General features: G+C 71.5%; 25 protein-coding genes. 12 read left to right on the forward strand and 13 right to left on the reverse strand.

Translation table 11 applies throughout. The annotated features are described in order from the left end of the window. Window positions 1-9 precede the first annotated feature (9 nt). Complete coding sequence (locus E4K62_RS10635) at window positions 10-1,290, forward strand: sensor histidine kinase (RefSeq protein ID WP_240742663.1); 1,281 nt, start codon at window positions 10-12, stop codon at window positions 1,288-1,290. Window positions 1,291-1,346: 56 nt separating this feature from the next. After that, window positions 1,347-2,078: a PepSY domain-containing protein gene (locus E4K62_RS10640; RefSeq protein ID WP_240742664.1), complete on the forward strand. Its 732-nt coding sequence runs from the start codon at window positions 1,347-1,349 to the stop codon at window positions 2,076-2,078. A 6-nt stretch (window positions 2,079-2,084) separates the two neighbouring features. Here the strand turns inward: E4K62_RS10640 and E4K62_RS10645 are convergent, their stop codons facing one another. Together E4K62_RS10645 and E4K62_RS10650 are read right to left on the reverse strand one after the other, a co-directional pair. Further along, entirely contained in the window at window positions 2,085-2,867 is a 783-nt protein-coding gene (locus E4K62_RS10645) for an alpha/beta fold hydrolase (RefSeq protein ID WP_135067270.1), read from the reverse strand. Between the two features lie 26 nt (window positions 2,868-2,893). Beyond that, window positions 2,894-3,568: a TetR/AcrR family transcriptional regulator gene (locus E4K62_RS10650; protein WP_135067272.1), complete on the reverse strand. Its 675-nt coding sequence runs from the start codon at window positions 3,566-3,568 to the stop codon at window positions 2,894-2,896. Between the two features lie 113 nt (window positions 3,569-3,681). Here E4K62_RS10650 and E4K62_RS10655 point away from each other — a divergent pair, with 113 nt between their 5' ends. Both E4K62_RS10655 and E4K62_RS10660 read left to right on the forward strand, forming a co-directional pair. Next, window positions 3,682-5,160 carry an MFS transporter gene (locus E4K62_RS10655; RefSeq protein WP_135067274.1) on the forward strand — a complete coding sequence of 493 codons (1,479 nt, stop codon included), beginning with the start codon at window positions 3,682-3,684 and terminating at the stop codon, window positions 5,158-5,160. A 12-nt stretch (window positions 5,161-5,172) separates the two neighbouring features. Further along, window positions 5,173-5,742, forward strand: coding sequence for a ribonuclease H family protein (locus E4K62_RS10660; protein WP_135067276.1), 570 nt, complete (start codon window positions 5,173-5,175; stop codon window positions 5,740-5,742). 1 nt (window position 5,743) lies between these two features. On the opposite strand, the gene E4K62_RS10665 is transcribed toward E4K62_RS10660, so the two are convergent. The 3 genes from E4K62_RS10665 to E4K62_RS10675 are packed head-to-tail and all read right to left on the reverse strand — an operon-like array spanning window position 5,744 to window position 7,744. Beyond that, window positions 5,744-5,998, reverse strand: a complete 255-nt coding sequence (locus E4K62_RS10665) for a hypothetical protein (protein ID WP_135067278.1) — start codon at window positions 5,996-5,998, stop codon at window positions 5,744-5,746. Between the two features lie 55 nt (window positions 5,999-6,053). Beyond that, on the reverse strand, window positions 6,054-6,272 hold the full coding sequence (locus tag E4K62_RS10670; protein ID WP_135067280.1) for a putative acetyltransferase: 219 nt from the start codon (window positions 6,270-6,272) through the stop codon (window positions 6,054-6,056). Then, window positions 6,266-7,744: an SDR family NAD(P)-dependent oxidoreductase gene (locus tag E4K62_RS10675; protein WP_135067282.1), complete on the reverse strand. Its 1,479-nt coding sequence runs from the start codon at window positions 7,742-7,744 to the stop codon at window positions 6,266-6,268. The genes E4K62_RS10670 and E4K62_RS10675 overlap by 7 nt, the downstream gene beginning before the upstream one ends. Before the next feature lie 48 nt (window positions 7,745-7,792). Between E4K62_RS10675 and E4K62_RS10680 the strand changes: the two genes are divergently transcribed. Further along, on the forward strand, window positions 7,793-8,206 hold the full coding sequence (locus tag E4K62_RS10680) for an NUDIX hydrolase (RefSeq protein WP_187270383.1): 414 nt from the start codon (window positions 7,793-7,795) through the stop codon (window positions 8,204-8,206). 6 nt (window positions 8,207-8,212) lie between these two features. Here the strand turns inward: E4K62_RS10680 and E4K62_RS10685 are convergent, their stop codons facing one another. From E4K62_RS10685 to E4K62_RS10700, 4 genes are read right to left on the reverse strand one after another with little or no spacing between them, the layout of a single operon-like run. Continuing rightward, window positions 8,213-8,500 carry a winged helix-turn-helix transcriptional regulator gene (locus tag E4K62_RS10685; protein ID WP_135067284.1) on the reverse strand — a complete coding sequence of 96 codons (288 nt, stop codon included), beginning with the start codon at window positions 8,498-8,500 and terminating at the stop codon, window positions 8,213-8,215. After that, a complete protein-coding gene (locus E4K62_RS10690) occupies window positions 8,497-8,901 on the reverse strand; it encodes a VOC family protein (RefSeq protein ID WP_135067286.1) in 405 nt (134 codons plus the stop codon). Before E4K62_RS10690 ends, E4K62_RS10685 begins: the two co-directional genes overlap by 4 nt. Window positions 8,902-8,953: 52 nt before the next feature. Further along, window positions 8,954-13,804 (reverse strand): hypothetical protein, encoded by a 4,851-nt coding sequence (locus tag E4K62_RS10695; protein ID WP_135067288.1) that lies wholly within the window; start codon window positions 13,802-13,804, stop codon window positions 8,954-8,956. Continuing rightward, window positions 13,801-17,271, reverse strand: coding sequence for a hypothetical protein (locus E4K62_RS10700; protein ID WP_135067290.1), 3,471 nt, complete (start codon window positions 17,269-17,271; stop codon window positions 13,801-13,803). Before E4K62_RS10700 ends, E4K62_RS10695 begins: the two co-directional genes overlap by 4 nt. Window positions 17,272-17,586: 315 nt before the next feature. On the opposite strand from E4K62_RS10700, the gene E4K62_RS10705 reads away from it, so the two are divergent. Beyond that, window positions 17,587-17,970, forward strand: coding sequence for an ArsR/SmtB family transcription factor (locus E4K62_RS10705; protein WP_135067292.1), 384 nt, complete (start codon window positions 17,587-17,589; stop codon window positions 17,968-17,970). Next, entirely contained in the window at window positions 17,967-18,467 is a 501-nt protein-coding gene (locus tag E4K62_RS10710) for an SRPBCC family protein (RefSeq protein WP_135067294.1), read from the forward strand. The genes E4K62_RS10705 and E4K62_RS10710 overlap by 4 nt, the downstream gene beginning before the upstream one ends. A gap of 48 nt (window positions 18,468-18,515) precedes the next feature. Here E4K62_RS10710 and E4K62_RS10715 read toward each other — a convergent pair whose 3' ends face one another. Beyond that, window positions 18,516-18,785 carry a hypothetical protein gene (locus E4K62_RS10715; RefSeq protein ID WP_135067296.1) on the reverse strand — a complete coding sequence of 90 codons (270 nt, stop codon included), beginning with the start codon at window positions 18,783-18,785 and terminating at the stop codon, window positions 18,516-18,518. A 209-nt stretch (window positions 18,786-18,994) separates the two neighbouring features. Between E4K62_RS10715 and E4K62_RS10720 the strand changes: the two genes are divergently transcribed. Next, window positions 18,995-19,762: an SDR family oxidoreductase gene (locus E4K62_RS10720; RefSeq protein WP_135067298.1), complete on the forward strand. Its 768-nt coding sequence runs from the start codon at window positions 18,995-18,997 to the stop codon at window positions 19,760-19,762. Window positions 19,763-19,840: 78 nt separating this feature from the next. Further along, the gene (sigJ, locus tag E4K62_RS10725; protein ID WP_135067300.1) at window positions 19,841-20,728 is read left to right on the forward strand and encodes an RNA polymerase sigma factor SigJ; all 888 of its coding nucleotides are present in this window, start codon (window positions 19,841-19,843) and stop codon (window positions 20,726-20,728) included. Window positions 20,729-20,787: 59 nt separating this feature from the next. Here sigJ and E4K62_RS10730 read toward each other — a convergent pair whose 3' ends face one another. The 3 genes from E4K62_RS10730 to E4K62_RS10740 all read right to left on the reverse strand — a co-directional run bounded on the left by E4K62_RS10730 (window position 20,788) and on the right by E4K62_RS10740 (window position 22,911). After that, window positions 20,788-21,549 carry an SDR family oxidoreductase gene (locus E4K62_RS10730; protein ID WP_135067302.1) on the reverse strand — a complete coding sequence of 254 codons (762 nt, stop codon included), beginning with the start codon at window positions 21,547-21,549 and terminating at the stop codon, window positions 20,788-20,790. A gap of 76 nt (window positions 21,550-21,625) precedes the next feature. After that, the gene (locus tag E4K62_RS10735; RefSeq protein WP_135067304.1) at window positions 21,626-22,039 is read right to left on the reverse strand and encodes a sigma-70 family RNA polymerase sigma factor family protein; all 414 of its coding nucleotides are present in this window, start codon (window positions 22,037-22,039) and stop codon (window positions 21,626-21,628) included. Next, window positions 22,036-22,911, reverse strand: coding sequence for an RNA polymerase sigma-70 factor (locus E4K62_RS10740; RefSeq protein ID WP_205805745.1), 876 nt, complete (start codon window positions 22,909-22,911; stop codon window positions 22,036-22,038). The genes E4K62_RS10735 and E4K62_RS10740 overlap by 4 nt, the downstream gene beginning before the upstream one ends. A gap of 253 nt (window positions 22,912-23,164) precedes the next feature. Between E4K62_RS10740 and E4K62_RS10745 the strand changes: the two genes are divergently transcribed. Genes E4K62_RS10745 through E4K62_RS10755 form a run of 3 tightly spaced genes read left to right on the forward strand, consistent with a single transcriptional unit; the run spans window position 23,165 to window position 25,742 of the window. Next, a complete protein-coding gene (locus E4K62_RS10745) occupies window positions 23,165-24,115 on the forward strand; it encodes an alpha/beta hydrolase (protein ID WP_135067306.1) in 951 nt (316 codons plus the stop codon). Between the two features lie 37 nt (window positions 24,116-24,152). After that, complete coding sequence (locus E4K62_RS10750) at window positions 24,153-24,899, forward strand: alpha/beta fold hydrolase (protein WP_135067308.1); 747 nt, start codon at window positions 24,153-24,155, stop codon at window positions 24,897-24,899. Between the two features lie 60 nt (window positions 24,900-24,959). Beyond that, on the forward strand, window positions 24,960-25,742 hold the full coding sequence (locus tag E4K62_RS10755; protein WP_135067310.1) for an SDR family oxidoreductase: 783 nt from the start codon (window positions 24,960-24,962) through the stop codon (window positions 25,740-25,742). Window positions 25,743-25,838: the final 96 nt, after the last annotated feature.

The following is a 25,838-nucleotide window of genomic DNA, read 5'->3' on the forward strand; positions in this document are numbered from 1 at the left end:
CTGCGGTCGGTGCGCGCCCGCACGACCGCCGGCGCGACCGCCGTCGTGGCGGTGGCACTGATCATCGGCGCATTCGCCTTCTTCGGCGTGCTGACGGCGAGCGTGTTCGAATCCGCCGAGCGCGCCGCCGAGAACCGGGCGGAGGAACTGGCCGCGCGGATCGAGGACGACTCCGCCCAGTTCATCTCCACCCTCGACGAGGAGGTCGTCCAGGTCCTCGACGCGAACGGCGAGGTCATCGCGTCCGGCGGCGACGCCGGCTCAGAGCCCCTGCCCACGGGCAAAGCCCCCGGTGTCGTGCGCGTCGACGGGGAGCCGGTGTTCCTGGTCACCGAAGACCTTCCCGGCGGACGCGTCCTGGCCCTCGGCGTCTCCGTGGAGGACGAGACCGAGACCCTCGGCACCGTCGCACTGCTCCTGACCGCGGCCGTGCCGGTACTCGTCGCCCTGGTGGCGGCCACGACGTGGATCGTCGTGGGTCGCGCGCTCCGGCCGGTGGAACGCATCCGCGCGGATGTGGACGGGATCACCGCGGAGCGCCTCGACCGCCGCGTGCCCGTTCCCGACTCCCAGGATGAGATCGCCCACCTCACCAGAACGATGAACGGGATGCTCGACCGCCTGGACGCGAGCGCGCAGGCCCAGCGCCGGTTCGTCTCGGATGCCTCGCACGAACTCCGCTCGCCCCTGGCCACCATCCGCCAGCACGCCGAGATCGCGCAGACCCACCCGGACACCACCTCGGTGGGCGAGCTCGCCGACCTCGTGCACGAGGAGGGGCTCCGGATGCAGGGGCTCGTCGACGCCCTCCTCCTCCTCACCCGGCTCGACGAGGGAGCGGCGCCGCCGCACGAGACCGTCGACCTGGACGACCTCGTGCTGGCCGAAGTGCGTCGGCTGCGGCAGTCCGGACGAACGGTCGACGGGTCGGGTATCGGCGCGGCCCGCGTCGCGGGAGATCCGAGGCTTCTCGGCCAGCTCGTGCGCAACCTCGCCGACAACGCCGCCCGCCATGCCCGCAACCGGATCGCGTTCACCGTGGGCGAGCACGCGGGCACGGTCGTGCTCGAGGTCGAGGACGACGGCTCGGGCATCCCCGAAGCCGAACGCGAGCGCGTCTTCGAGCGGTTCGTGCGGCTCGACGAGGCCCGGGCACGCGACGCCGGCGGCAGTGGCCTGGGCCTTGCGATCGTGCGCGCGATCGCCGCCGCGTCCGGAGGCAGCGTGAGCGTGGCGGAGTCGCGATGGGGCGGCGCGCGATTCGTGGTGCGCCTCCCCGCCGCGACCTGAATGCCCCTTCAGGAAGCTTCAGGAGCGCTTCAGCGCCTCACCGGCACCATCGGATCATGACCGATCCCACCACCCCGGACAATTCCACGCCCGACACCCCCGCCGTCACGCCCGACACCCCCGCAGCCCCGACCGACTCCTCCGCAGTCGCGGCCGAGCCCGCGCCGGCACCGGCATCGGCGAAGCGCTCCCGCACACGCCGCTTCCTCATCGCGGGAGGCGCCGTTCTGGCTGCCGCCGCCCTGGCCGGGGGCGGCATCGCCATCGGTGCGGCGATCGCCGACGAGGACGACGACGACGACGACCGTCAGACCAGCATGACCACGGACGCACCGAACGAGGACGATGAGGATGCGGCCGCCGACCTCGGCGACGCCGGCACCTCGTCCGCCGACGAACTGATGGAGATCATCGACGCGGCGGCCGCGGAGGCCGAGGGCGAGCCCGTCGCCATCGACGCCGAGCGTGACGGCGCGTGGGACGTCCAGTTCCGCACCGAGGCCGGCGAGGAGACGGAGGTCCGCGTGGCCGCCGACGGCACGGCGACGGTCATCGCGACCGAGGCCGCCGACGCCGACGACGCCGCGCCGACAGGGTCCCTGGACGCCGACACGGTCGAGGCCCTGGTCTCGGCCGCTCTCGCCGAGGTCGACGGCCGCGTCATCGACCTCGAGATCGACGACGACACCACCTCGCCCTACAGTGTCACCGTCGTGGCGCAGGACGGACGCGCGGTCGACATCGCGCTGGACGCCGAGATGACCGTCGTCACCAGCGACCGCGACTGAGCGGACTCACTCCGTCAGGCGCAGGAGGCGGGCCGCCATCGCATCGGGATCCCACCCGTGATGGCGGCCCGCGATGCGTTCGGCCGCGCCCCCGGTCGCCGAGGCGATGGCGTGCGCGGCGTCGTGCATGAAGGGCTGGGCGTCGTCGGCGGTCAGGGCCAGCACCGGGACGCGGATGGGGGCGAGCAGCTCCGTCAACGGTGCCGACTCCAGCCATGCCAGCGCCTCGACGTCCGCCTCGAACGACGGGGCCATGTCCAGGAGCGACGCCCAGCCGGGGCCGGCCTTCGCCTGCTCCAGCCACTGCGGCGGCATGTCCTTCATGTAGTACTCCACGATGGCCGCCGCATCCCCCGCGCGGACGCGCTGCCGGATACCCTCCAGGAAGCCCGCCGCCTCCCCGCTGCCGTCGAAGGGCAGTTCGAACAGCACCACTCCGCGCACGGCCTCGTTCCGGGCCGCGGCGGCCAGTGCGATCGCGCCGCCGGAGGACCATCCCACGACGATGGCCGGTCCGACCACGTCCAGGATCGCCTCGATCGCCGCCAGCTCCCGTGCCAGCGTGATGGGAGACGCCGCGGGACTGTCGCCGCGGCCGACCCGGTCGTGCGCCGCGGCGCCGCGCCCGCCTTCGGCGAGGGCGCGGAGGGTGGCAGGGGTGATCGGATCCGTCGCGCGGGTCTGACCCGCCGGCTGCACGAACAACACCCCCGGACCTTCGCCCAGCCTGTCGTACACGATGCGGTCGCCCTCGCTGGTGTCCACGTGATCGGTGATGACGTCGAGCATGGTCCTGTCCTTCCGTGAGACGGTGTTCAGCCTGCTCCGACGGAGCGAGCGGCGGATGCAGCCGAGGGCGCGCCGCGCACGCCCGCGATGGCCGCATCCACAACGGCGCCGGCAAGCGCGTCCACGACGGCCGGCGGCTGCCACTGCAGGGGTCCGTGCACGGCGATGTCGGCGAAGCCGTGCACCGCCGACCAGCACGCCCACTCCGCATGCGGGCGGCGCTCGGGGGCGAGGGCGCCGGCGGCGACCATCGCATCCAGCGCGTCCAGCAGGAGCCGGAACGGCTCGACGACCTCATCGTCGAGGGTGACGATGGCGTCGCTGGGCGTCTGATCGTGCACGGTGAACGCGAGCTCGAACCATCCGCGTTCCCGTCGTGCGAAGTCGATGTAGCCGAGGCCGAGGAGGCGCAGCCGCTCCACGGAGGCGTCGTGCGCGGACAGTCCGGCCGGCGCCGTCTCCAGGCGAGCCGAGATCGCCTGCGCGAGCGCGAGCTGCGCCTGCGCTGCGGCAGCACGCACGAGCTCACCCCGATCGGCGAAGTGCCGATAGGCGGCGTTGGGTGAGACGCCGACCGCGCGCGTCACCTCACGCAGCGTGACCGCGTCGGGACCTCCCGTCCGCGCGGCGCGGAATCCCTCCTCGATCAGCGCGCGTCGGAGGTCACCGTGATGATAGGCCCGCGTCTTGCCACTGGTCATTGCATAGCCCCACCCCGGTGTGTACCGTATGACCACCGAATGTGTACGGCGTCCACATGGAGCCTACTCCCCCTCCTCCTTTTCAGCACACCCCGCGCGGAAGGATCCCGCACATGACCGAACCCGTCGCCACGACGAGACGACCCGACGAAGCGCAATTCACCCCCGGGCCGCGGACGGTGCGCGCGTTCGGGCACGTGCTCGCCAACACCGCGGTGGCCAACGTCACCTCCAGCTATCTGTGGTGGGCCCTGACCTTCTGGGCGTACCTGGAGACCCGCTCGGTGCTGGCGACCGCGATCATCGGCGGCTCGTACATGCTCCTGGTCGCCGCCCTCGGCGTCGTGTTCGGGGTGATCGTCGACCGGCTGAAGAAGAAGGCCGTCATGGTCCTCTCCAGCCTCGTGACGCTCACGACCTACCTCCTCGCCGGCGCGCTGTATCTGTCGTTCCCCGAGAGCGTGCTGGTGAATTGGGGCGGGCCGTGGTTCTGGGTGTTCGCGGGCGTGATCCTGGTGGGTGGCGTCGTGGAGAACATGCGCAACATCGCTCTGTCCACGACCGTGACACTGCTCGTGCCCGCCGATCGCCGCGATCGGGCCAACGGCCTGGTGGGCGCGGTGCAGGGCATCGCGTTCATGGTGACGAGCGTCTTCTCCGGCCTGTCCATCGGCCTCCTCGGGATGGGGTGGACCGTCGTCATCGCGATCGTGGCCACCGGTGCCGCTCTCATCCATCTGCTGTTCGTCCCGATCCCCGAGCGCGGCGTGGCACACGTCGAGGGCGAAGCGGCGAAGAGCATCGGCTTCCGCGGGGTCATCCCTGCCGTCGTGGCCGTCCCCGGCCTCCTCGCCCTCATCCTGTTCTCGACGTTCAACAACCTCGTCGGCGGGGTGTTCATGGCCCTCATGGACCCGTACGGACTCACGCTGTTCTCCGTCGAGATGTGGGGCATCGTGCTGGGTGTCACCAGCATCGGATTCATCCTCGGGGGCGGCCTGGTGGCGAAGTTCGGCCTCGGGAAGAACCCCGTGCGCACCCTGCTGCTCGTGAACGTGGGGATCGCTCTGCTGGGGATGACCTTCGCGATCCGCGAGTGGTGGTGGCTGTACGCACTCGGCGTGCTCGTGTTCATGTGCCTCATGCCGATCGCCGAGGCGGCGGAGCAGACGATCGTGCAGCGCGTGGTGCCCTTCGAGAAGCAGGGGCGGGTCTTCGGGTTCGCCGCGAGCATGGAATCGGCCGCGGCGCCGGTGTCGTCGTTCCTCGTCGGACCCCTCGCGCAGTTCTGGCTCATCCCGTTCATGAACTCCCAGCCGGGGCGTGACTCGTTCGGGTGGCTCCTGGGCCCGGGCGAGGCGCGCGGCATCGCGCTCGCCTTCGTCGGAGCGAGCCTGGTCCTCCTGGTGGTCGTGCTCCTCGCGTTCGTCTCGCCTCCCTACCGCCGGCTGTCCGCGGCGTACGAGGCGGCTCCGCTCGCCGCCGACGCGGACGCGGACCAGCCACCGTCCGGACTCCGGCCGGATCCGGCAGTGCACGCCGGGGCGAGTATCCACGCCGCGTCGGCGGGAGGAGCGACCGAGCCGGCGTGAAAGGATCGGTGAGTGCTCGACAGCTCCTCCCCCGCCTCATCCGAATACATCGTCGCAACCGACGGCGCCTGCAAGGGCAACCCCGGACCTGCGGGATGGGCGTGGGTCGGGATGGACGGCGAATGGGCGGCCGGCTCGGTGCCGGAGGGCACGAACAACATCGGTGAGCTGCTGGCTCTCCTCCGCGCGCTGCAGCACCATGCGGATGTGCCGCACCTGCGGGTGCAGGCCGACTCCAAGTACGCGATCGACACGTACTCGTCGTGGATGGACGGCCACCGCCGCCGCGGGTGGAAGACGTCGACCGGCGCGCCGACGAAGAACCGCGACATCCTCGAACTGCTGATCGTCGCCCGCGATGCGCGCAAGGCCGCCGGACTCCCGCCGGTGACGCTCGAGCACGTGCGCGGCCACGCCGGGCACGTGCTGAACTCGTGGGCCGACAACCGCGCCGTCCGCGCCTCGCACCATGCCGCATCCGGACTCACGCGCGAGTGGTCGACGCGTACCGGTCAGGAGCGCATCGACGTGGCGGCCCTGCCGCCGAGATCCGCGGAGGACAAGCCGGCCAAGCGCCGCTGAGTCACCGGTACGGGTTGACGGCATCCTCTCCGGAAGCCGCGTGCCCCCGGTCCCATGCGTCGCCGCGCGCCTCGAGATCGCGCGAGAGTGCGTCGGCGTCGAGGATGCGCCGCGCCAGTCGCACCCAGTCGCCCCAGGATGCCGCGACCGCGGGTTCATCCGCCCCACCGGCGTGCACGTTCCATCGCTCCGGTGCCTCGGAGGGGCTCATCGAGAGGGTGCCCGCGTTGATCGGGCGCCTGCGCGGATCGGACATGCTCTCACCCTAGTGACGCCGCCGGCGTCTCCCCCGGGCGGCAGCAAGAAGCGGACTACCGCGGGTTCCGGCGTGCGCGGGGCTCCGGCGCGGGAGGCACGGGCTTGGCGGCGACGATGTCACGCACCGCGATGCGCTCGACCCCTCTCTTGCCGTCGACGACGACCGTCTCCGCATCCGCGCTGAGGAGCTCGCCGAGCGCATCCGTCGCCTGCCCCGAGGGCAGGAGGTACCGCACGACCACGCGCGCACCGACGGCGGGCAGGTTCACCATGCGCCGGGGGCGTAGTCCTTCAGGAAGACGCCGAAGAGGTCTTCACCCGCCTCGCCCCGCACGATGGGGTCGTAGACGCGCGCCGCGCCGTCCACGAGATCCAGGGGCGCATGGAACCCCTCCTCCGCGAGACGCACCTTCGTGGGGTGGGGGCGCTCGTCGGTGATCCATCCGGTGTCGACGCTGGTCATGAGGATGCCGTCGGTCTCGAACATCTCCCGGGCGCTCGTGCGCGTGAGCATGTTCACCGCCGCCTTGGCCATGTTGGTGTGCGGATGCCCCGGACCCTTGTAGCCGCGGCCGAACACGCCCTCCATCGCGCTGACGTTCACGACGTAGGTGCGTCGCGCGCTGCTGGCTGCGAGCGAGGGCCGGAGCTTGGACACCAGCAGGAACGGTGCGGTGGTGTTCGCCAGCTGCACCTCGAGCATCTCGAGGGGGTCGACCTCGCCGACCCGCTGCGTCCAGGAGTTCACGTCGTCGAGGTCGGGAACGAGCCCGCCGGCATCGATCGCAGTTCCCGCGGCGAGCCGCTCGAGCGAGCTCGATCCCGCCGCCATCGCCTGCTCGGTCAGTTCGTCCGCACGAGCGGCCGCGGGGGCGAGGATCGGATGCCCGGCGACGGAGCGCTCCAGCGCCTGCGGGTGCCGGTCGTTGGTGTGACCGAACGTCAGCAGCTCCGGGAGCGGCCCGTCGGGCAGCGGCGCAAGCTCCGCGTCCACCAGCGGCTGATAGGCGCCGGGTGAGCGCCGCACCGTCTGGGTCGCGTTGTTGATCAAGATGTCGAGACTGCCGGCGGATGCCACGTCATCGGCGAGTCCGATGGCCTGAGCCGGATCACGCAGGTCGATTCCCACGATCTTGAGCCGATCGATCCACTCCGGCGCATCCGGAAGGCTGCTGAAGCGGCGCACCGCGTCGCGCGGGAACCGGGTCGTGATAGTGGTGTGCGCGCCGTCGCGCAGCAGGCGCAGCGCGATGTACATGCCGATCTTCGCCCGGCCGCCGGTCAGCAGAGCCCGTTTGCCGGTGAGGTCGGTACGCGCGTCACGTTTCGCGTGGCTCAGCGCCGCGCACGAGGGGCACAGCTGGTGATAGAACGCGTCGACCACGGTGTAGGGCTGCTTGCAGATGTAGCACCCGCGCGCCTTCTTCAAGGTGCCCGCGGTGGGCGCCGTGGTGGCGGTGCTGATCGGGATGCCGCGCGTCTCGTCGTCGATACGGTCGGGCGCGCCCGTGGCGGTGGCGGCGACGACCTCCCGATCGGCGCTGGCGATCGCCTCCCGGATCTCCCGGCGGCGCACCTTCTTCACGGCCTTGAACATCCGCGCCGTCGCCCGCCGGACGGCGACGAAGTCGGGGTGGGTCTCGTCGAGCCCGGCCATCCCGTCCAGGACCCGGAGCGTGACCTCAAGATCCACCGGATCGATTCCGCTCGGGGACAGGGCAGCGGCAGGGGTCTCGGGAAGCACACATGATCTTACGACGAGGCCGATGGGCGGATCCTGTACCGTGCCACCGTGACCTCCGTTCTCCACCCCGCTCCGGCACGCCGCATCCACGTCTCCGCGGCGGTCATCGTCGACGCGGAAGGGCGCCTGCTGCTCGTACGCAAGGCCGGGACGACGGCGTTCATGCAGCCGGGCGGCAAGCCCGAGCCCGGCGAGTCGCCGAGCGAGACCCTCAGCCGCGAGCTCGCCGAGGAAGTCGGCGTCTCCGTGGCGCCGGCCGACCTCTCCTCCCTCGGCACCTTCACCGCGGCAGCGGCGAACGAACCGGGTTTCGTCGTGGTGGCCGAGGTGTTCGCCGCCGACATCGGCGAGCAGCATCCGGCCGTGGGCGCCGAGATCGCCGAACTGCGCTGGGTGGGTGCCGATGACGCGGACGGCATCGACATCGCACCGCTGGCCCGCGAGCACTTCCTCCCCCGCTGAGACCGGCTATTCGTCCGCCTGGCCGCCGCCCCAGCGCTCCAGCGCGACGATCGCCTCACGGAGGGCAAGCCCGCGCTCGGTCAGCGCATAGGCCCGCGTGTTGTGCCGGAGCGGCAGGCGAGACAGCACGCCGGCCGCTTCGAGCTCGCGCAGGCGCGTCGCGAGGATGTTCGTCGGCACTCCGAGGTCGCGCTGCAGGTCGCCGTAGCGCTGGGGTCCGTCGAGCAGCCGCGCCACGATGAGCAGGGCCCACCGCGCTCCGACGACGTCGAGGGCCGCGGCGAGGTCGCTCACGCGGTGGCGTCGGCGTTCGGCTTCATCCAGAACGGTGAGTAGTGGTAGCCGTCGGGGTCGTCGAACTGGCGCTGGTACATGAACGGGTAGTCGTCGGTGTCGCCGATCCGCCCGCCCGCGGCGCCGGCGTGCTCGACGAGCGCGTCGACCGCCTCACTGCTGTCGAGGTCGAAGGAGACCGTGACCTTGGAGGGCGTGTCAGGTCCGCCGACCAGTTCCTCGGAAGCGCCGATGCTCGCGTACATCTCGCGGCTGCCGAGCATGACGTACTGCTCCGGCGCGATCGCGAAGCACGACACATTGTGGTCGGACATCTCGGTGTTGAGGGTCCAGCCGAGGGCGGTGTAGAAGGCGGTCGCGCGCTCGACGCTCTCGACCGGGCAGGTGATGAAGAGGCTCATGCGGTAACACTTGCAAAATACAAGTGCGTCGTCAAGGGCCCTGCCGCGCGCGCTAGAGGTACACCTCGTCCGCGAAGACGAGCCGCTGCTCCCAGCGCCCCGGCCCGTCGTCGTTCGGATCGCCGTCGGGGTCGCCCTCGAAGCGCTCCCACTCCTCCACGACGACACGCCACGTCGCCGGGCGGTCGGTCGGGGTGCTGAGCGGGATCGACTCGGGCGATTCGATGTCGGCGGCCCACGCCCACTGCGCGGCGACTTCGCCGCTGCCGGCGCGGACGAGTTCCACGATCCGCTCGTTGCGCCATCCGAGGTCCCCCGGCACCGCGGCATCCGCCCGCTGCAGACGCGCGACGAGATAGCGGTTGAGATCGCCGCCGGGCACCGGGACGGGCCGCGACGGTGCTCCGGCCGTGCCCGTGGCGGTGGTGCCCGACACGGCGACTCGCACGTGGGTCGCGTCGGGACGGCTGACCGTGGTGGTGCGTTCGGGCGGAAGCTGCACGAAGTCCGCCTGTACGGGGTCGGACAGGTGCGCGCCGGGCACGCTGTCGGGCTGGTAGCGGGCCACGGCGAGCCGGACGAAGGGCCAGAACGCTCCGCGTGGATCGACGGCGACATCGACGTACCACAGGCCGCGGTCGGGGTTGAAGCGCGGCCGATAGCCCAGCACGACCACATCCGTCGCCGGCACGTCCTTCGTCGCCGGCAGCGGCAGCGTCACCTGCGCGGTGACGGGCCGCGCGGGGCCGTGCTCGTCGAAGCCGAGGAACGGCATGAGCTCCTCCACGTCGATGAGCGTCAAGGGCCGCAGCGGCATCGTGTTGCCGGTCCAGATCGGGTCCTGCCCCCACTTCGACACGTACGGATACCCCGATCCGAGCAGGTCTGGCCCGTCGCCGGGTGCCGGCGGCGGGCCGGGGAGGTCGTCCTTGGCGCCGAGGGCGAAGAGCACACCGAGCAGCTCCCCCTCGCCGCTGGTGTACCAGGGGCGCTCGAGGTAGATGCGGACGCCCGCCCGGCGGCGGTGCCGGATGGCCATCGGCTGCTCCGGCTCCTCCGCGAGGCGGTGTTCGCCGGCGGGTTCTGCGGCATCGCCGGGCGCGTTCGGATCGGAGTGCGACCAGCGGAACAGCGGGAGCACCGAGTGGATGACCGGTGGCGCCGGCCGCGCCGTCGACGGGACCGACAGCTCGACCGCGTGTCCCACGACGCTGCCCGCCTCGGTCCCGGGCTCTCCCTCGAGCAGCTCAGGCGCGAAGTACTCGCGGAACCGCGTGCTCGCCACGGCGCGGTAGCGCACGCGCCGGTGACGCGTGTCGCCGAATTCGTGCATGGCCCTGTGCAGCGACAGCGTGCCCAGCATCGGGATCGGCACGGTGGCGTCTTCGGCGGTCAGGATCGCGATGTCTTCGTCCGGGCGGATGGGCGTCGTGAACGCCACGGCGGATGCGGCGGCCCGCCGCGTGCCGGCGACGGTGCCGGCAGCGAGATCATCGTCCACGGCGGGGTCGTCGGACACGTCCTCCCACTCCGCGTTCATCGTCACCTGCGCGGTGCTGGGCCCGTGCACGTCCAGCGCTCCGAAGAGTACGCACGAGGTGGCGCCGAGGGCTCGGATGGGGGTCAGCGCAGTGGCATCGGGTCGCTCGAGCGGGCGCGGCACGGCGTGCACGAGCAGCACGTCTTCAGCGGGCGTGAACGCCCACAGCAGTCCGTCCGCGACCGCCTCCCGCACGGCACGGTCGGCTCGGATGGTGGGATCGAGCGTGCGCCACACGCCCAGGTGCTCCAGGCGTGCACGGTCGAGGGCGCTGGAGAGCCGGAAGCGCTGGAGGTCGCCCGGCGGCAGGCGGAAGGCGAGGGACGCCGCATCCGCCGTCGCCCCCAGCCGGTCGGCGCCCTCGAGGGTGAGGGAGAGCGTCGACACGTCGGGCCAGCCCCGGTCGGACACGGCGAAGTCCACGGTGAAGCCCTCGAACTCGAAGGGCGAGGTGAGGGCGCGATCGAGGCCGGCCTCGGGGAACTGCACGGAGATCCCCCGCACGATCGAATCGGGCAGATACGGCAGCGGGATGCGCGCGCCGGGGTTGGCGACGAACTGCCCGCCCGGGATGGGGTCGCCCGGGTGGGCGAGCGGGAGGGTCAGCACGTCGGCGGGGTCGACACCGGGCTGGACGACGATCCGCGGCGGAGGATCGACGGGGATGCGCCCCAGCGGCGTGTCGAGGTCGGCGATGTCGAGGTCGGAGAACGCGCCGTTCTCCCGCAGCGCCGCCGCCAGCGCACGTCGGGGACCGTCGGGTCCGGTCACGATCCGGTCGAACGCGCCGTGCTGCTCGGCCTGCAGCTGGGAGGTCTTCGGCGGCGCGAGATGGCGACGGGCGGCGGCGGAGAAGGCACCCGCAGTCGCGGGATGCGTCGCCTGCACCGACGCGAGGTAGTCGGCCGGCGGGGTGACGGTGAGCTCTCCGGTCGCCGCATCCTGCGTCACGCCGCTGCGGATCACGAGCACCCGCAGCGACTCCCCCTCGCTGTACACCCCGGTCGGCACGATGGCCGGAGCGGGCGCCGGGTCCCACCGCAGGTAGGGGCGGAGGGGTGTGACCGTGGCCAGCGCACGCCCGACGACCGCCGGCGCGAGGTCGCCGATGCGGCCGAGGTGGTCGAGGAGGAGGTCGCGGTACCGCGGGAGTTCCGCGCTGGCGAGCGAGGTGGCCAGCGGCGTGCGCGGCGCGCGGGTAACGGCGTCGTGGATCGCGGCGGTGACCATCGCGCGCCGGCTGGGCGCGGCGTTCTGCGCCGTGAGGTCTCCGCGGACCCCGACGCCGAGCCGCCGCGTGGCGATGCGCCGGTTCACTTCGTCGGCGACCGGGTCGGGAAGCAGGGACCGCAGCGCGGTGGCCGTCCCGGTGGGCGAGGTCGTCGAGGCGGCCGACCGCCCGGTCGAGATGGCGCTGACGGCCGCGGTCCGCAGCGCCGTGGCGACGGGGCCGAACGAGCCGCCGCCGATGCGTTCGGCGCGCCGCTGCGCCTCGGCCCCGAGGACGCGGTCGGCGAGCACGCGCCCGAGCACCGCCCCGCGATCGCGCGGTGGCCGTGCCGGCTGCACGCGGCTGTTGCCGGCGAGGTCGACCTGCCACGCCCGGAACGCGTAATCGCGCCCGAACCGCAGGACAGGGAGCGACCCCGGCAGGACCGTGTGCGACGCGCCGAGCACGTGGCTCGGCACGTGGCGCGGGTCGGCGTCGGGCTCATCGAATCCGCCGGGGCGGTACGGCTGCTCCTCGTAGCCGGCCTGCCCCTCCCCCGCTGCCGGTTCGTTGCGGATGCCGGCACCGGGGCGGGGCGCGGAGAGGCTCCAGCCCTCCCATCCGAAGAGCGCCTCGTGCACGTGGACCGGAGGATCGGGGACGCCCGGCGTCTCGTGCGCCGTGGTGCCCTGCAGGTAGCCGAGCGTCTCGGGGATCGTGACAGGCTCATGCCCCTTGATCTCGAACACGGTGCGGCGCCGGTGCAGCGACGCCCAACGTTTGGCGGTGTCGTCCCACACCTCCACGCGGAAGCCGCGCGTGACCTCTTCGGCCGACAGCGACGCGAGACCGCCGACGCCCGTGCCGAGATCGATGGACGCCCCCAGGGCCGTCTGCCGCGACATCCGCTCCTGCGTGTCGATCGCGCGCCGGCGCCGCGCGACGGTGAACCCGGACGCGCGGAGGGCGGGCGGGGCCGCCGACCCGGGAGCGCCGTTCGCCTCGATCCGGGCGAGCCGCGGCAGCGACCACAGATAGCGCTCGGCCTTGAGCGCCGTGCCATCCGCCTCCAGGTCGAGCACCGTGAAGGTGGGGCCGCCCAGGGCGAGCGCACCGTCCTGCCACTGGTCCGACGCTGGCACGGTCAGGAGGGCGCCGTCACGGGCGGCATGCACCTGCACGCGGGGCGACCGGCACGCGTCGGGCGGCAGGGTCGGCACGGTGATCGTGGCCGACAGCACGGTCGACTTCGACAGCGCGGTAAGGTCGTCCACCTCGAGATCGACCACGAGCCCCAGCATCCGCATGAGCTCGCGATGATCTCCCACCATCGCCAGCCGCTCGTGGAACTCCTGCTCGCGCGGCCCGAGCGGCGTCGGGGTGACGGTCGGATGCTCCGCGTATGCACCCTGAGACTCCGGGCGTTCGTAATACCGGCGCGCGAGGTGCAGCTGCAGCAGGCCCCGGTCGAACCCGGATGCGGCGGCCACGGCCTGCTCCTGCGCGGTGAGTGACCCGGCCAGCAGCGCGTCGAACCGCGCGGTCAGCTCCGCCTCGTCGGGGAACTCGCGCCGGATGTCGGTGTTGAGGTCGCGCAGGATCTGGTCGCGGTCATCCGGTTGGCCGCGCCGGTACGGGCGCGGCGCGCGCAGTCGTTCCAGCTCCTCCCGCGAGGGTTTCGGGTCGTGGCTCGGCTGCATCGGCATGAGCCGGTTCATGTGCCGCGTGGTCGGAAGCGCCGACGGCAGCGGCGGATCGGTCGGGGAGATGAGCGTCGCCTGCATCGTCAGTGCGCGCCCGATCTCCTGCACGGCGGCGGCGTCGAAGCTGCGCCACTGCCGTCCGGAGAAATCCGGCGCCGCCGGTCCGGCGACGGGGGTGGCCGCGGGGAAGACCGCCGCCCACAGCGCAGCGGCGGCCGTCGTCAGACTCGCCCGCGCGTCGAGCGGGCCGTTCTGGTTCCGCAGCACGATCGTCGTGTCGGGATGGGTCAGCGCCCCCACCCAGTCGGGGAAGCACGTGAAGTCTGCGAGCGTCGCGCCGCCGGCTGCATCCGGTACCAGCCTGGGTGCGACGAAGAGCGACACGTGGGGTCCGACCCCCTCGACCCACGCGCGCGGCAACGCGAGGACGGTGAAGATCTCCGTGTTCATGCCGGGAGTCCTTTCGTCAGGCTCTCGGTATCGAACGCGGCCCAGTACTCGTCCCAGTCGGGCCACGCGCCGTCGCGCACCATGAGCTGCGCGAGAGAGGGGTCGCCGTTGGCTCCGGCGAACTGGCGCTCGGCCTCGATCGTGACCGACCCGGAGAAGACGAACACCTCGACCTCGACGGTGATCCGCGCGCGCCCGATCATCTTGCCGGTGTCGGGCCGATACATCAGCTCCATGTACAGCTCGATCGACGCCGAGATGAGGCCGAGCACGTCCACTTCGCCGCGGAGCCGGAAGTAGCCCGTCAGCGAGCCCTTGTCCGACTCGAGCCGCAGGTAGACGCCGATCATGGCCGAGATCGAGCCGCTGGCCACGCCGAAGTCGACCGACAGGGTCGCCCCCGCCTCCAGGCCCAGTTCGAGCACCTCGAGTCCGTCGGGGGCGAGGCGGATCAGAAACCAGCCGCCGCCGCCGATGAACGCGACGGCCAGGGTGAACGGGCGCTCGCGCGTGCAGAAGTTGAACCCGACCGACAGGCTCTTGCCCAGGAACGGCACCTGCAGATCCGCGCCCAGCGACAGGTTGGACAGGCTGAAGACCCCCACGGCGAGCGAAGGCAGCCCCAGGCTGAACCCGGCGGTGAGCCCCTGCGGCGTCACCTCCAGGTGCGGCGGGTCGGAGAACCCGTCGAACGGGATGAGGTCCTTGATCGTCTGCACGAAGCTCAGCACGCCGACGAACTCGATCTCGCCGAGGACGACATCCACCTCCGCCTTGCCGTCGGCTCCGGCGACGAACGCGATGCGCTCGAAAGGCACCCGCATGAGCGGCTCGCTCGGGAACAGGTGCAGCGTGAAGTCGCGCAGCTCGGCGCTGGCCTTCGCCGTCGGCGCCCCCGGACCGCCGGTCTTTCCCTCCACGAGGATCGAGAGGGCGTCGTCGGGCATCGTGATGAGGGGGCCCGCCGCCGGCCAGCCCGTGACGACCTTCGGCGACCATTCGAAGCGGAAGCGACCGGCGGTGACGGTCTCGGCGATGCCGGTGAGCGCGACGATGAGGTCGTCGACGAGGGAGGCTGCGGAGATCGCCGCGTCGAGCGCGTCGATGATCCCGGTGAGCGTGTCGCGCAGGAACGGCGTCTGCTCCGGCAGTTTCGGCCGCAGCGCCGCGAGCGGGGCCCTGACCTGTTCGAGCTTCGTCTTCAGCGTCGACGCCAGATCCTCGGGCTTCGCACTCGTGACGTCGGCGAGTGCGTCCTCGAACGCCTGGGCTGCCGCGGATGCTGCGGCCTCGGCATCCGCCATGAGATCGCGCGTCGCGATGTCTTCGACCACGCCGGCGGCGCGCTGGAGCCGTTCGACCGCGCGCCGGAGGTCGTCGACCAGCTGCAGCGCCGGCCCCAGCGACTGGCTCACGACCTCGGGGATGTTCTCGGCGACGTCCTCGATCAGATCCGCGAGGCTGAAGATGCCGAACAGCCGCGGCAGGACGCCGGCGAGGAACCCGGCGGGGTCGAAGTCGAGCCGCTCGATCTTCGCGAGGTCGTTGACCGGTCCACTCGCGGTGGACAGTCCCCCGACCGCGAGACTCGGGGTGACGAAGCCCCCGGCGCGGTCGCTCGAGGTCGACGGCGCCGTGCCGAACTCCATCACCGCGAGGGGTGCGGGCGGATCGTCGGCCGCACCGGTCCCCGGCACGACAGCGGGAATGGCCGTCGCGCCGTTGAGTACGGCGGCCCACACCTCGCCCCGGTTCTCTCCCTCGGCGACGTACGCGGGGTAATAGCCGATCGTCGTCGCCCCCGTGCCGGTGAGGCGCTCTACGGCGTCGACGGAGACATCCGCCGAGCTCAGGAAGGGCGTGATCGCCCCCGGGGCGGCGCGTCCGCGCAGCCGGATCCGCGCCGTCTCGGTCGCGGAGTTCCCCGCATTCGTGGGCGGCGTGTACGCGAGGGTCTGGCCGTGCAGGTCGATGATGCGGTGCTGGCTAGCGTCGTAGGCCTGCTCGACGGCGGAGACCCCCGTGGCGGTGCTGACGTGGTTCTCCGCCACCCACAGCAGCGGCGTGCTGAAGGCGACGGTGCGGCCCTCGCGGTCGACGGCGTCGATCGTGAACCGGAAGTCGAGGGCATTGATCGCCGGCCAGAAGAACGTCTCCTCGTTCTTGCCGGGATCGTCGATGTTCGGGGTCACGAGCGGACGGATGCCGACGCGCTGGAACGGCGAACCGCGATGAGCCGGTAGCGGGTACTCGCGCACCGGCTCGTCGATGACGAGGAACTTGCGCTGGAACAGCGCTGCGACCGAGGGCGAACGCGTCTTCATCTTGCGCTCGGTGATCTTCACCAGCGCCGTGCGATGACGGAAGGGGAAGAGGAACCCGGGATACATGACGCGCACGTACTGGTCGCGGCCGAAGGGCGCGAGGTGATCCCACGCGAGGATCGACGCGTAATGAGCATCGGTATAGGGCGTGGAGTTCCACGCCCCGTGCAGTTCGAGCCAGGCGCCCAGACCCGACAGCCACAGCTTGTCGGCCCGCACGGGGACGGGTGGAATCGCACCGGCCTTCCCTGGCCAGGTCTCGGCGCTCTGACGCACGAGGATGTGCCGGTCGCGCCGGTTGAGCGAGCCTCGGAAGGGCCGGTCCTCCGCCTCGGAGGGTGAGCTGAGCTCGGCGGGGGCGACCTCCTGCCACTCCGCCGGTCCGTCCAGCGCATCCCGGTCGCGTGCCCAGATCGCCCGTACGGCGGTGCCCGTGGGCGGCTCGGGCGGCGTCGCCGGCGCGTCCGGCTCGGGCGGCGGCACGCGCGTGAGCCGGCTGTGCCACAGCTCCACGTGACGGGTGTCGTCGCGTTCGGCGACGGGGCGCGTCGCGTGCTCCCACCGTCCGGTCCGGTTCGGGGAGATCACGAGGCGGTAGGGCGCCTCGATCGCCGTCTCCCGAGCGCCGGGGGGCTCGCTGAACGTCCCGTCGCCCCGCAGCGTGAGCCGCGAAGGCCCAGGGTCCGGTTCGTCCGGATGCGGAGGCATCCGGTCCGGCGCCGGCGGCGGCCCGCCGGGCAGTCTCACGTCGTCGTCGGCGAGCCGATGCAGCACGGGCCGCAGCCGCGACATCGCGGCGAGCACGCCTTCCGTGGTGAGGTCGATCTCGTCGTCGCCGATCTCGAACACCAGCCGGGTCGAGCGGGCGGGCCGGTAGCCGACGGGAGGGACGGGAGCCGCTGCTGTCGTGCCGACTTCGGAAGCGGCCTCTTCGTGTCCGTGCTGGTAGGGGTAGTCGACGGCCAGCAGAGCGGTCTGGTCGCGCTTGGCGAGGAAGAGCCGCCCCTCCGCTTCGTCCTGCCACAGCTCCGCGCCGTAGAACGTGGCGGTCAGCGCGAGCAGATCGCGCGGGCGCAGGAGGTCGACCATGATGATGTCGCCGTGCGCGTTCGCGACGTCGGCCGGCGTGCTGTAGCTGGTCACCCCGTCCGGCTCAGGGGGTCTCGGCGGCAGTCCGATGTACCTCCAGCCGCCCAGGAACCGTTCCACGTGGGGCGGTGGGACCGTGCGAGCGCTCGCGCTGCGTCGACGTTTCGGCGACATGGCGCCTCCTCGCTGCATCGAGGTGGATCGGGTTCCCAGGTCGCCGTGGTGAGCGGCGCGGCCCGAACGCGCTCAGTATGCTCCCCATCTGCCCCGCCCGATAGAGCGGTCGTGGGGTGCGGCCGCACGGGTGACGGGGACTACCTCGGCTCGCGCCCTCTCGACAATGCGTAACCTGGCGGTTACGCTTCCGGAGTGGACGTCTTCGAGTGTCTCGCCGACGCGACGCGTCGCCGGCTGCTCGCTGCGCTGGCACACGGCGAGCACACCGCCGGCGAGCTCGCCGCGCGGGAGCCGATCAGCCGCCCCGCCGTCAGCCGCCATCTCCGCGTGATGCGGGAATCAGGCCTCATCGGCGTCGCCGCCCACGGCCGTGAGCGGCGGTACCGCCTGCGTGCGGAGACGCTCGAACCGGTGCAGACGTATCTCGCGGCGCTGAGGCATCCGCCCGTGCCCGAGTCGGCGTTCGACGCCCTCGACCTCGAGGTGCGCCGGGCTTCGCGCGACCAACGCCGGTCCGACGGTCCGCCGGATCAAGCCGCGGGCACACCATCCATCGACACCGAGGAGATCGCATGAGCATTCCCACTCCGACCGGGACGGTCGGCGAAGGTCCGCGGGGACGGGAGGTGCAGTTCGTCCGTCGATACCGCGCTACGCCGGATGCGGTGTGGGCCGCCCTCACCGAGTCCGATCGACTGGAGCGCTGGATCGGCCGGTGGGAGGGTGACCCCGCCACGGGCAGGGTCACCTTCTTCATGACGGCCGAGGGCGATGAGGTCGAAGGCGAGGAGGTGTCGATCGTGGAATGCGACGGGCCCACCCGCTTCGCCGCCGACACCCGCGTGGGCGACCGGCAGTGGCATCTCCGCTTCGAGCTGGAGCAGGAGGCGGGTGGCGTGACGGTGCTCACCTTCGCCCAGATGCTGTCCGATGACGACGTCTCGAGCGTCGGCCCGGGATGGGAGTACTACCTCGACCGCCTCACGGCCGTGATGGACGGGAGCGACGTCGATGCGGTCGACTTCGCGGACTACTTCCCCGCGATGAAGGACTACTACGCGGCACTTTCCTGACCGGACCCCCGCCACCCTGAAGGAGCGGAGAGCATCCCGTCGGACGACCTACCAGACGATGCCGCCGCCCATCGAGATGCCACCCCACGTGAGCGCCACGAAGATCGCCGCGAACACGACCGGCGCGATGCCCGTCCCGCTGCGCGCGAGCCCCTTGAGAAGCGCGATCACGGCAAGGATCGCGGCGACGATCGAGAGGCCGCCACCGAGGATCAGCCCGATGAACAGTGGGATCGGCATGAGGACGAGGCCGGCCAGAGCGAACCAGAACGCGGCCCAGGCCGCCGGGTTGGTGCGGCGTTCCACGTAGGAGGACATGCATCGATTATCCCGCGTCCCGGCCGCTACGCGCGGATGCTGCGTCAGCCAACCGAGGCGAGCCCCGGGGTTGCGGTGACGGTGGTCACGACGCGCGCGCTCAGGCGAGACCGACAGCGTCCACCGATTCGCGACGGTGTCACAGATCGGCTCTCTCGGCGGTCATTCCTGGCAGAGGCCCCGCTGTGGGCCGGATCGGAGACCGTGACATGAAGATCGTCGTCGTCGGAGGCACGGGGTTGGTCGGCGCCCGCACAACGGCACTGCTCAGATCGCGGGGCCATGACGTGATCGCGGCAGCGCGGTCGACCGGGGTGGACTCGTACACCGGCGAAGGACTCGACGACGCGCTGGAGGGCGCAGAGGTGATCGTCGATGTATCCAACTCGTCGTACACCGATGAGGCCGCCGCCCGCGAGTTCTTCTACGCCTCGACCTTGAACCTGCTCACCTTCGGTGCTGCGCACGGAGTCCGTCACAACGTCACCCTGTCGGTCGTGAACACCGACAGGCTCGCGCGTGCTCAGGGCGGGTACTTCCAGGCGAAAGCCGATCAGGAGAAGCTCATCACGACGTCGGCGCGGCCGTACACACTGGTCCACGCGACGCAGTTCTTCGAGTTCGTCCGCAGCATCACCGACTCTGCCATGCACGGTGGAATCGCGCGGGTGGCCGACGCGCTCGTCCAGCCGATGGCCGCCGATGACGTCGCGGCGGCGGTGGCGGCCGCCGCGGAGGCCGAGCCGTGCCGCGGCATCGTCGAGCACGCCGGACCCGAGGTCTTCGAACTGCGCGATCTCGCCGTGCAGGAGATGAGGTGGCGGCGGGACGACCGCGAGGTGGTCGCCGATCCGCTGGGCACGTACTTCGGTGCCCGGCTGTCCCGTCGCGACCTCCTCCCCGGCCCGGGCGTGCACCTCGCTGCGACGCGGTTCGAGGACTGGCAGCAGCAGGGGCGCCTGGTCGGTTCGCGCTGACGGGGGCCGCGCGACGGCGTCTTCCGCGCGGAGACAGGGCGGAGTAGCGTGTCGGCCGGTTCAGGCAGCGGAGGTGACATGAGTACCCACGTCGCCGGCGACGACGCTGTGACGGTCTTCGACGCCGAACGACGAAGACTGTTCGGCATCGCCTACCGGATCCTCGGGTCCGCGCCCGACGCGGAGGACGTCGTCCAGGAGACCTGGATCCGCTGGCAGAACTGCGACCGTGGCGGGATCAGGAACACCGCGGCGTTTCTGACCACCGTGACCACGCGGCTGGCGATCAACGAACTGCGCAGCGCGCACGCGCAGCGGGAGACCTACATCGGCCCCTGGCTCCCGACTCCCGTCGACACCTCGAGCGATCCGACGCTCGGGGCCGAGCGCGACGAGGCGCTGAGCCTCGCCGTCCTGCTCCTCATGGAGCGGCTCACGCCGGCCGAACGTGCGGCTTTCACCCTGCGCCAGGCCTTCGACTACCCCTATGGGCAGATCGCGGAGATCCTGGGCGTCACCAGCGTCCACGCCCGTCAGCTGGTGAGCCGCGCGCGCACACACCTGGAGGCAGCGCGCGTGCAGAGCGTCGACGGTGAGAGACACCGCCGCCTGTTCCGGGTGTTCCTCGCCGCCGCCCGCGGCGGCGATCGTGCACGTCTGGAGACCCTGCTGGCCGAGGATGCGGTGAGCTACACCGACGGCGGGGGCGCAGTGCACCGCACCGCGCGCCGGCCGATCGTCGGCCGGGACACGCTGGTGCGCTTCCTCCACGGGGTGTCCACATGGTTTTGGGACGACGTGGAGGTGGAACTCGTCGAGGCCAACGGCCGGGAGTCGGCCCTTCTTCGCCGTGAGGGGTCGGTGTTCGCGCTCCTCACGATCGCGGCGCGGGAGGAGCATGTGTCGCATGTCCTGTGGGTCATGGCGCCGGACAAGCTGGAACCACTGCGCTGCGCGGCCGCGTGAGGCCGGCGTCGCCCCGTCCGGATGCTGCGGGGCGCCTGTGCGGGCGCCCCGCAGTGAGGCTACCGACGGGGCGGGTTGGCGGGCAGCCACTCGTCCAGACGCGTGGCGAAGATCTGCGCTCCGTCCACGGGTACGAGGGTCCGCTCCTCGATGTGCGCCCCGTAGTACGTCGCGTCCGGATCCTGCACCACGTGGCGCGGGTCGTTACGGAAGGCCAGGCCCCGGCGCACGAACTCGTCCATCGTGAACTGCTCGGGGCCGGCGATCTCGATGTCGCCGTTGACCGGTGCGCCCGCCGCAGTGCGCGCCACCGCCGTCGCGACATCCTCCGCAGCGATCGGCTGCATGAGTGCGCCGGGCAGGTGCACGGTCTGGTCGCCGTCCATCGAGATGTCGGCGATGGCTCCCAGGAACTCGAAGAACTGGGTGGCGTGCACGAGGGAGTACGGGATCCCCGAGTCTCGGATGAGCTTCTCCTGCGCGCTCTTCGCGCGGAAGTAGGGAATGCTCTGCGGACGGTCGGTGCCGACGATCGTGAGAGCGACGTGGTGACCGACGCCCGCCGCCGCTTCGGCCGCGAGGAGGTTGGTGGTCGACGTGGTGAAGAACTCCATCACGGCGTTCTCCTCGAAGGAGGGCGAGTTGGAGACGTCCACGACGACCTGGGAGCCGGCCATGGCCTCGGACAATCCCTCTCCGGTCAGACTGTCCACGCCGGTGCTGGGCGCCGCAGCCACGGCCTCATGCCCGTGCTCCCTGAGCTTCGCGACGACCTTCGAGCCGATCAGACCCGTGCCGCCGATGACCACGATCTTTGCCATGTCCTTGCCTCTCCGTTCCGTGGCGCCCCAGCGGCGCCTCGCAAGTCATGACCGCGGGAGTGGCCGATGTGTGACGTCACGAGGATCTGTTCCAGTGCACGAGCTTGTCGGGGTTCACGACTACCCACATCGTGGCGATCCGACGCCCCCGAAGCGCCGTCACGACCACGGCGACCACCTCCGCGCCGCGCCGGACGACGAGCGCCGGAGCGCCGTTGACGGAGGCCACCGTCGCCGCGCTGTCGGCGTCGCGCGGCAGCACATCCACGAGACCGGCCGCGGCGGCATGGCGGCCGCGCACCGGTGCCGAGGGTGCTGACACGCGTCCACCCCCGTCCACGACGAGGGTCACCGCCCTGTGCAGCATCTCCGCCACGACCTCCGCACGGCCGTCGGCGACGGCATCACGGAGAGCGTCGAGTGCAGAGCGGCGGCGCGCGGACCTCCCCCACACGCTCCGTGCCCACGCCGACCCCAGCGGGGTCGTCATCCCCCCGCCGGAACGACGTGTCGCAGCTTGTCAGGGCTCATCACCCAGAGAAGCTGCGCGATGCCGTCGGCGGCCGACGTGATCGTGACGATCGTGGTGACCTCTCCCCCCTCGGAAAGCGTCGCGGCGGGCTGGCCGTTGACCTGCACCCAGCCGATCGTCTTGCCCGTCCAGAAATGACTCGAGAACGCCGCGACGAACTTCGCCACGCGTCCGCGGCCGTGCATGGGAATGCGCGCGGCGAGCTTGACGCCATTGCCGTCGGTGTAGCTGACGACGTCCTCGATGAACAGCTCCTCCAGGGCCGAGACGTCGCCCCCTCGCGCGGCCGTGAGGAAGGCTTCGAGGAGTCGTCGCTGATCCGGAGCGGGTGCAGGGGTGCGCCGACCCTCGGCCAGGTGGCGGCGAGCGCGGCTGACGAGCTGACGCGCGCTCGTGACGCTTGATCGGACGATCTCCGCGATCTTGTCGTACGGGTAGTCCAGGGCTTCCCGCAGCACGTACGCCGCCCGCTCGGTCGGGGTCAGATTCTCGAGCAGCAGAAGCACTGCGAACTGCAGGGCCTCCCCGCGCTCGGCGCCGAGCGCGGGGTCGTCTTCGGTGTTGACCGGCTCGGGAAGCCACGGGCCGATGTAGGTCTCCCGCCGAGCGCGCGCGGACTGCATCTCGTTGATGCAGAGCCGGGTGGTCACCGTCGTGAGAAAGGCGGCAGGTTCCCGCACCGCGCCCTGGTCGCTGTGCTCCCACCGGATCCACACCTCCTGCAGGATGTCCTCCGCATCCGCGACGGTCCCCAGCATCCGATAGGCGATACCGAAGAGCCGCCGTCGCTCGGCGCCGAAGACCTCTGTCGGCGTGCGCGGGTCGGTCATCGCCTGCACCTCTCTTCCTCCCATGGCGTCCATTCGCACTCCGCTCCTCACCTGCGTTCCCGGCACGCACCATCGGCGCCCCTGGACCGTTGACCGGACAGCACGTCACGTTGTGACACGACACGCCGGGGCTACCCCCGACCGGCGCCGGATGGGGCGGAATCGGCGGCGTCGGTCACAGGTGGCCGCTGCGGCCGGTCATAACTCTCAACAGCCCGCCCCGGCTTCGGCCGATCGACATGAGAGGAACACCATGCCCGAACCCGTCCTGGAACCCGACGCCCAGGCGTTCGCGGACGCCGCCGCCACGCCTCCCCGCCTCGCCGACCTCGGCGTCGACGGCGCGCGCGCCCTGCTCGACAGCGTGCAGGCCGAACCCGTCGACAAGCCCGCCATCGACGAGGAATGGATCACCGTGCCCGCCGACGTCGGGGACGTGCGCGTACGCGTCGTCACGCCTCCCGGAGCGCACGAGCCCCTCCCCGTCCTGCTGTACGTGCACGGGGGCGGGTGGGTGCTCGGCAACGCCGGCACGCACGACCGCCTCGTGCGCGAGCTCGCGGTCGGAGCGGACGCGGCCGTCGTCTTCGTCGAGTACGACCGCTCCCCCGAGGCGCGCTACCCCGTCGCCATCGAGCAGGCCTACGCCACCGCACGCTGGATCGTCCGCCACGGGAAGGAGCGGGGCCTGGATGCAGGCCGCCTCGCCGTCGCCGGCGATTCGGTCGGGGGCAACATGGCTGCCGCGCTCGCCATCCTCGCCCGCAGGCGCGGTGATGTGTCGTTCATCCATCAGTCGCTCTACTACCCGGTCACGGATGCCGCGCAGAACACCGAGAGCTACCGCGAATTCGCCGACGGCCCGCACCTCACGGCGAAGGCCATGGCGTGGTTCTGGGACTGCTACCTCCCCGACACTTCGCGCCGTGGAGAGCCCACGGCCTCCCCGCTGCGAGCCGGAGCTGAAGAGCTCGCCGGGCTCCCGGAGACGCTGCTCATCGTCGACGAGAACGACGTCCTGCGCGACGAGGGCGAAGCCTACGGGCGGAAGCTCATCCAGGCGGGCGTCCGCACCACCCTCGTCCGCTACGACGCCACCCTGCACGACTTCATGATGCTCAACCCGGTGCGCCGCACCGCCGCGAGCACGGCCGCGATCGATCAGGCCGTCTCCGCCCTGCGCACGGCATTCGCCTCGCGCTGATCATCCGCATCCCTCTCCCAAGAAAAGGAACAGAACAATGACCGATCCCCAGCCCACCGTCGTCCTCGTCCACGGCGCCTTCGCCGAGTCGGCGTCGTGGAACGACGTCATCGCACAGCTGCTGGGTCACGGCCTCGCCGTCGTCGCCGTGGCCAACCCGCTGCGGAGCCTCGCCGGCGACGCGGCCTACGTCCGCGACGTCATCGCCTCCATCGGCGGACCCGTCATCCTCGTGGGCCACTCCTACGCCGGGATGGTGATCACCGAGGCGGCTTCGCGCAACGACGTCGTCGTGGCGCTGGTGTACGTCGCCGCGTTCGTGCCCGATACCGGGCAGAGCGCCTTCGAGCTGTCGGCGAGCGAGCCGGGGAGCACCCTGGGCGACGCGCTGAACGCGTATCCCGTGCACAGCGGCGGTGACGAGTTCGTCATCCGGCAGGACATCTTCGCCCAGCAGTTCGCCGCCGATGTGCCGCCGGCGCAGGCGACGCTGATGGCGGCGACGCAGCGGCCGGTGACGCAGGCCGCCCTCACCGAGGGCCTCCCGACCGATCGGCCCGCGTGGCGGGACATCCCGTCCTGGCACGTCTTCGGCGAGCTGGACCGGAACATCCCCGCCGCCGTGCATCGCGCGGGAGCAGCACGCGCCGGTGCCCGTGAAACACGCGAGATCGCCGGCGCGTCGCATGCCGTCTCGGTGTCTCAGCCCACGGCCGTTGCCGACACCATCGCCGCCGCGAGCAGCGCCTCCCTCACCGCTCGCGTGGCAGCGGCGACCGTCTGAACCCGTGGGCGGCGCGGGCTCTTCCGCCGGCGCCGCCCGCTCAGCAAAAGGAGCAGAATCATGAGAATCGTCCTCGTGGGCGGAACGGGCCGGATCGGCTCCCGGGTCGCCGCGAAGCTCCTCGGGCACGACGTCGTCCTCGTCGCACGATCGATGGGCGTGGACTCGGCATCGGGGGCCGGGCTGCGTGAAGCGCTGAGTGGCGCGGATGTCGTCGTGGACGTGACCCGCCCGCCCGCTTCCGAGCCCGCTGCGGCCGACGCCTTCTTCCGGCGATCCACGGCCAACCTCCTCCGTGAGGGTCGGAGCGCGGGCGCCGGTCATCATGTCGCGCTCACGATCGTCGGGACCCGCCGTCGCCCCGACATCCGCTACTACGCCGCGAAGGCGATGCAAGAACGCCTGATCCGCGGATCCGGCATGCCTTACACGCTCGTGCACGCCACGCAGTTCTTCGAGTTCGTGGGCGAGATCGCCGACGCAGCCACGGCCGGCGGCTCCGTGCGACTTCCGCGCGCACTGGTCCAGCCGATCGCCGCGGACGACGTCGCGGACGCACTCGTGCGCACCATCCTCGCCCCGCCCGTGAACGACGACGTCGAGATCGCAGGGCCCGAGCGCTTCCCTCTCGATGACTTCGTGCGGCAAGCGCTCGTGGCACGCAACGACTCCCGGCTCGTCCTGGCGGATCACCGTGCACGCTATTTCGGCGGACGCATCGGGATGCGCACCCTCCTGCCCGGCCCGCACGCCGCCATCGGCACCACGCGCTTCGACACGCTGCTCGCCGAGCTGCGCACCAGTGCGGTGACGGCCATCAGCCCCCTGCCCGCGGAGCTGTGATCGCCGTGGCGGAGCCGCTGCCCGGGCAGTGCGAGATCGTGGGACGCGTCGATTCCTCGTCTCGCGTCAGAGCGCTTCCCGGGCCTCTGCACCACT

It is taken from the genome of Microbacterium wangchenii (assembly GCF_004564355.1).
Classification (GTDB): Bacteria; Actinomycetota; Actinomycetes; order Actinomycetales; family Microbacteriaceae; genus Microbacterium; species Microbacterium wangchenii.

Coding starts and splice junctions, on each gene's coding strand:
- E4K62_RS10640 (WP_240742664.1), top strand. CDS start 1,347: ATGACCGATCCCACCACCCCGGACAATTCCACGCCCGACACCCCCGCC.
- E4K62_RS10645 (WP_135067270.1), bottom strand. CDS start 2,867: ATGCTCGACGTCATCACCGATCACGTGGACACCAGCGAGGGCGACCGC.
- E4K62_RS10650 (WP_135067272.1), bottom strand. CDS start 3,568: ATGACCAGTGGCAAGACGCGGGCCTATCATCACGGTGACCTCCGACGC.
- E4K62_RS10655 (WP_135067274.1), top strand. CDS start 3,682: ATGACCGAACCCGTCGCCACGACGAGACGACCCGACGAAGCGCAATTC.
- E4K62_RS10665 (WP_135067278.1), bottom strand. CDS start 5,998: ATGTCCGATCCGCGCAGGCGCCCGATCAACGCGGGCACCCTCTCGATG.
- E4K62_RS10670 (WP_135067280.1), bottom strand. CDS start 6,272: ATGGTGAACCTGCCCGCCGTCGGTGCGCGCGTGGTCGTGCGGTACCTC.
- E4K62_RS10690 (WP_135067286.1), bottom strand. CDS start 8,901: ATGAGCCTCTTCATCACCTGCCCGGTCGAGAGCGTCGAGCGCGCGACC.
- E4K62_RS10695 (WP_135067288.1), bottom strand. CDS start 13,804: ATGAACACGGAGATCTTCACCGTCCTCGCGTTGCCGCGCGCGTGGGTC.
- E4K62_RS10710 (WP_135067294.1), top strand. CDS start 17,967: ATGAGCATTCCCACTCCGACCGGGACGGTCGGCGAAGGTCCGCGGGGA.
- E4K62_RS10715 (WP_135067296.1), bottom strand. CDS start 18,785: ATGTCCTCCTACGTGGAACGCCGCACCAACCCGGCGGCCTGGGCCGCG.
- E4K62_RS10720 (WP_135067298.1), top strand. CDS start 18,995: ATGAAGATCGTCGTCGTCGGAGGCACGGGGTTGGTCGGCGCCCGCACA.
- sigJ (WP_135067300.1), top strand. CDS start 19,841: ATGAGTACCCACGTCGCCGGCGACGACGCTGTGACGGTCTTCGACGCC.
- E4K62_RS10730 (WP_135067302.1), bottom strand. CDS start 21,549: ATGGCAAAGATCGTGGTCATCGGCGGCACGGGTCTGATCGGCTCGAAG.
- E4K62_RS10735 (WP_135067304.1), bottom strand. CDS start 22,039: ATGACGACCCCGCTGGGGTCGGCGTGGGCACGGAGCGTGTGGGGGAGG.
- E4K62_RS10740 (WP_205805745.1), bottom strand. CDS start 22,911: ATGACCGACCCGCGCACGCCGACAGAGGTCTTCGGCGCCGAGCGACGG.
- E4K62_RS10745 (WP_135067306.1), top strand. CDS start 23,165: ATGCCCGAACCCGTCCTGGAACCCGACGCCCAGGCGTTCGCGGACGCC.
- E4K62_RS10750 (WP_135067308.1), top strand. CDS start 24,153: ATGACCGATCCCCAGCCCACCGTCGTCCTCGTCCACGGCGCCTTCGCC.
- E4K62_RS10755 (WP_135067310.1), top strand. CDS start 24,960: ATGAGAATCGTCCTCGTGGGCGGAACGGGCCGGATCGGCTCCCGGGTC.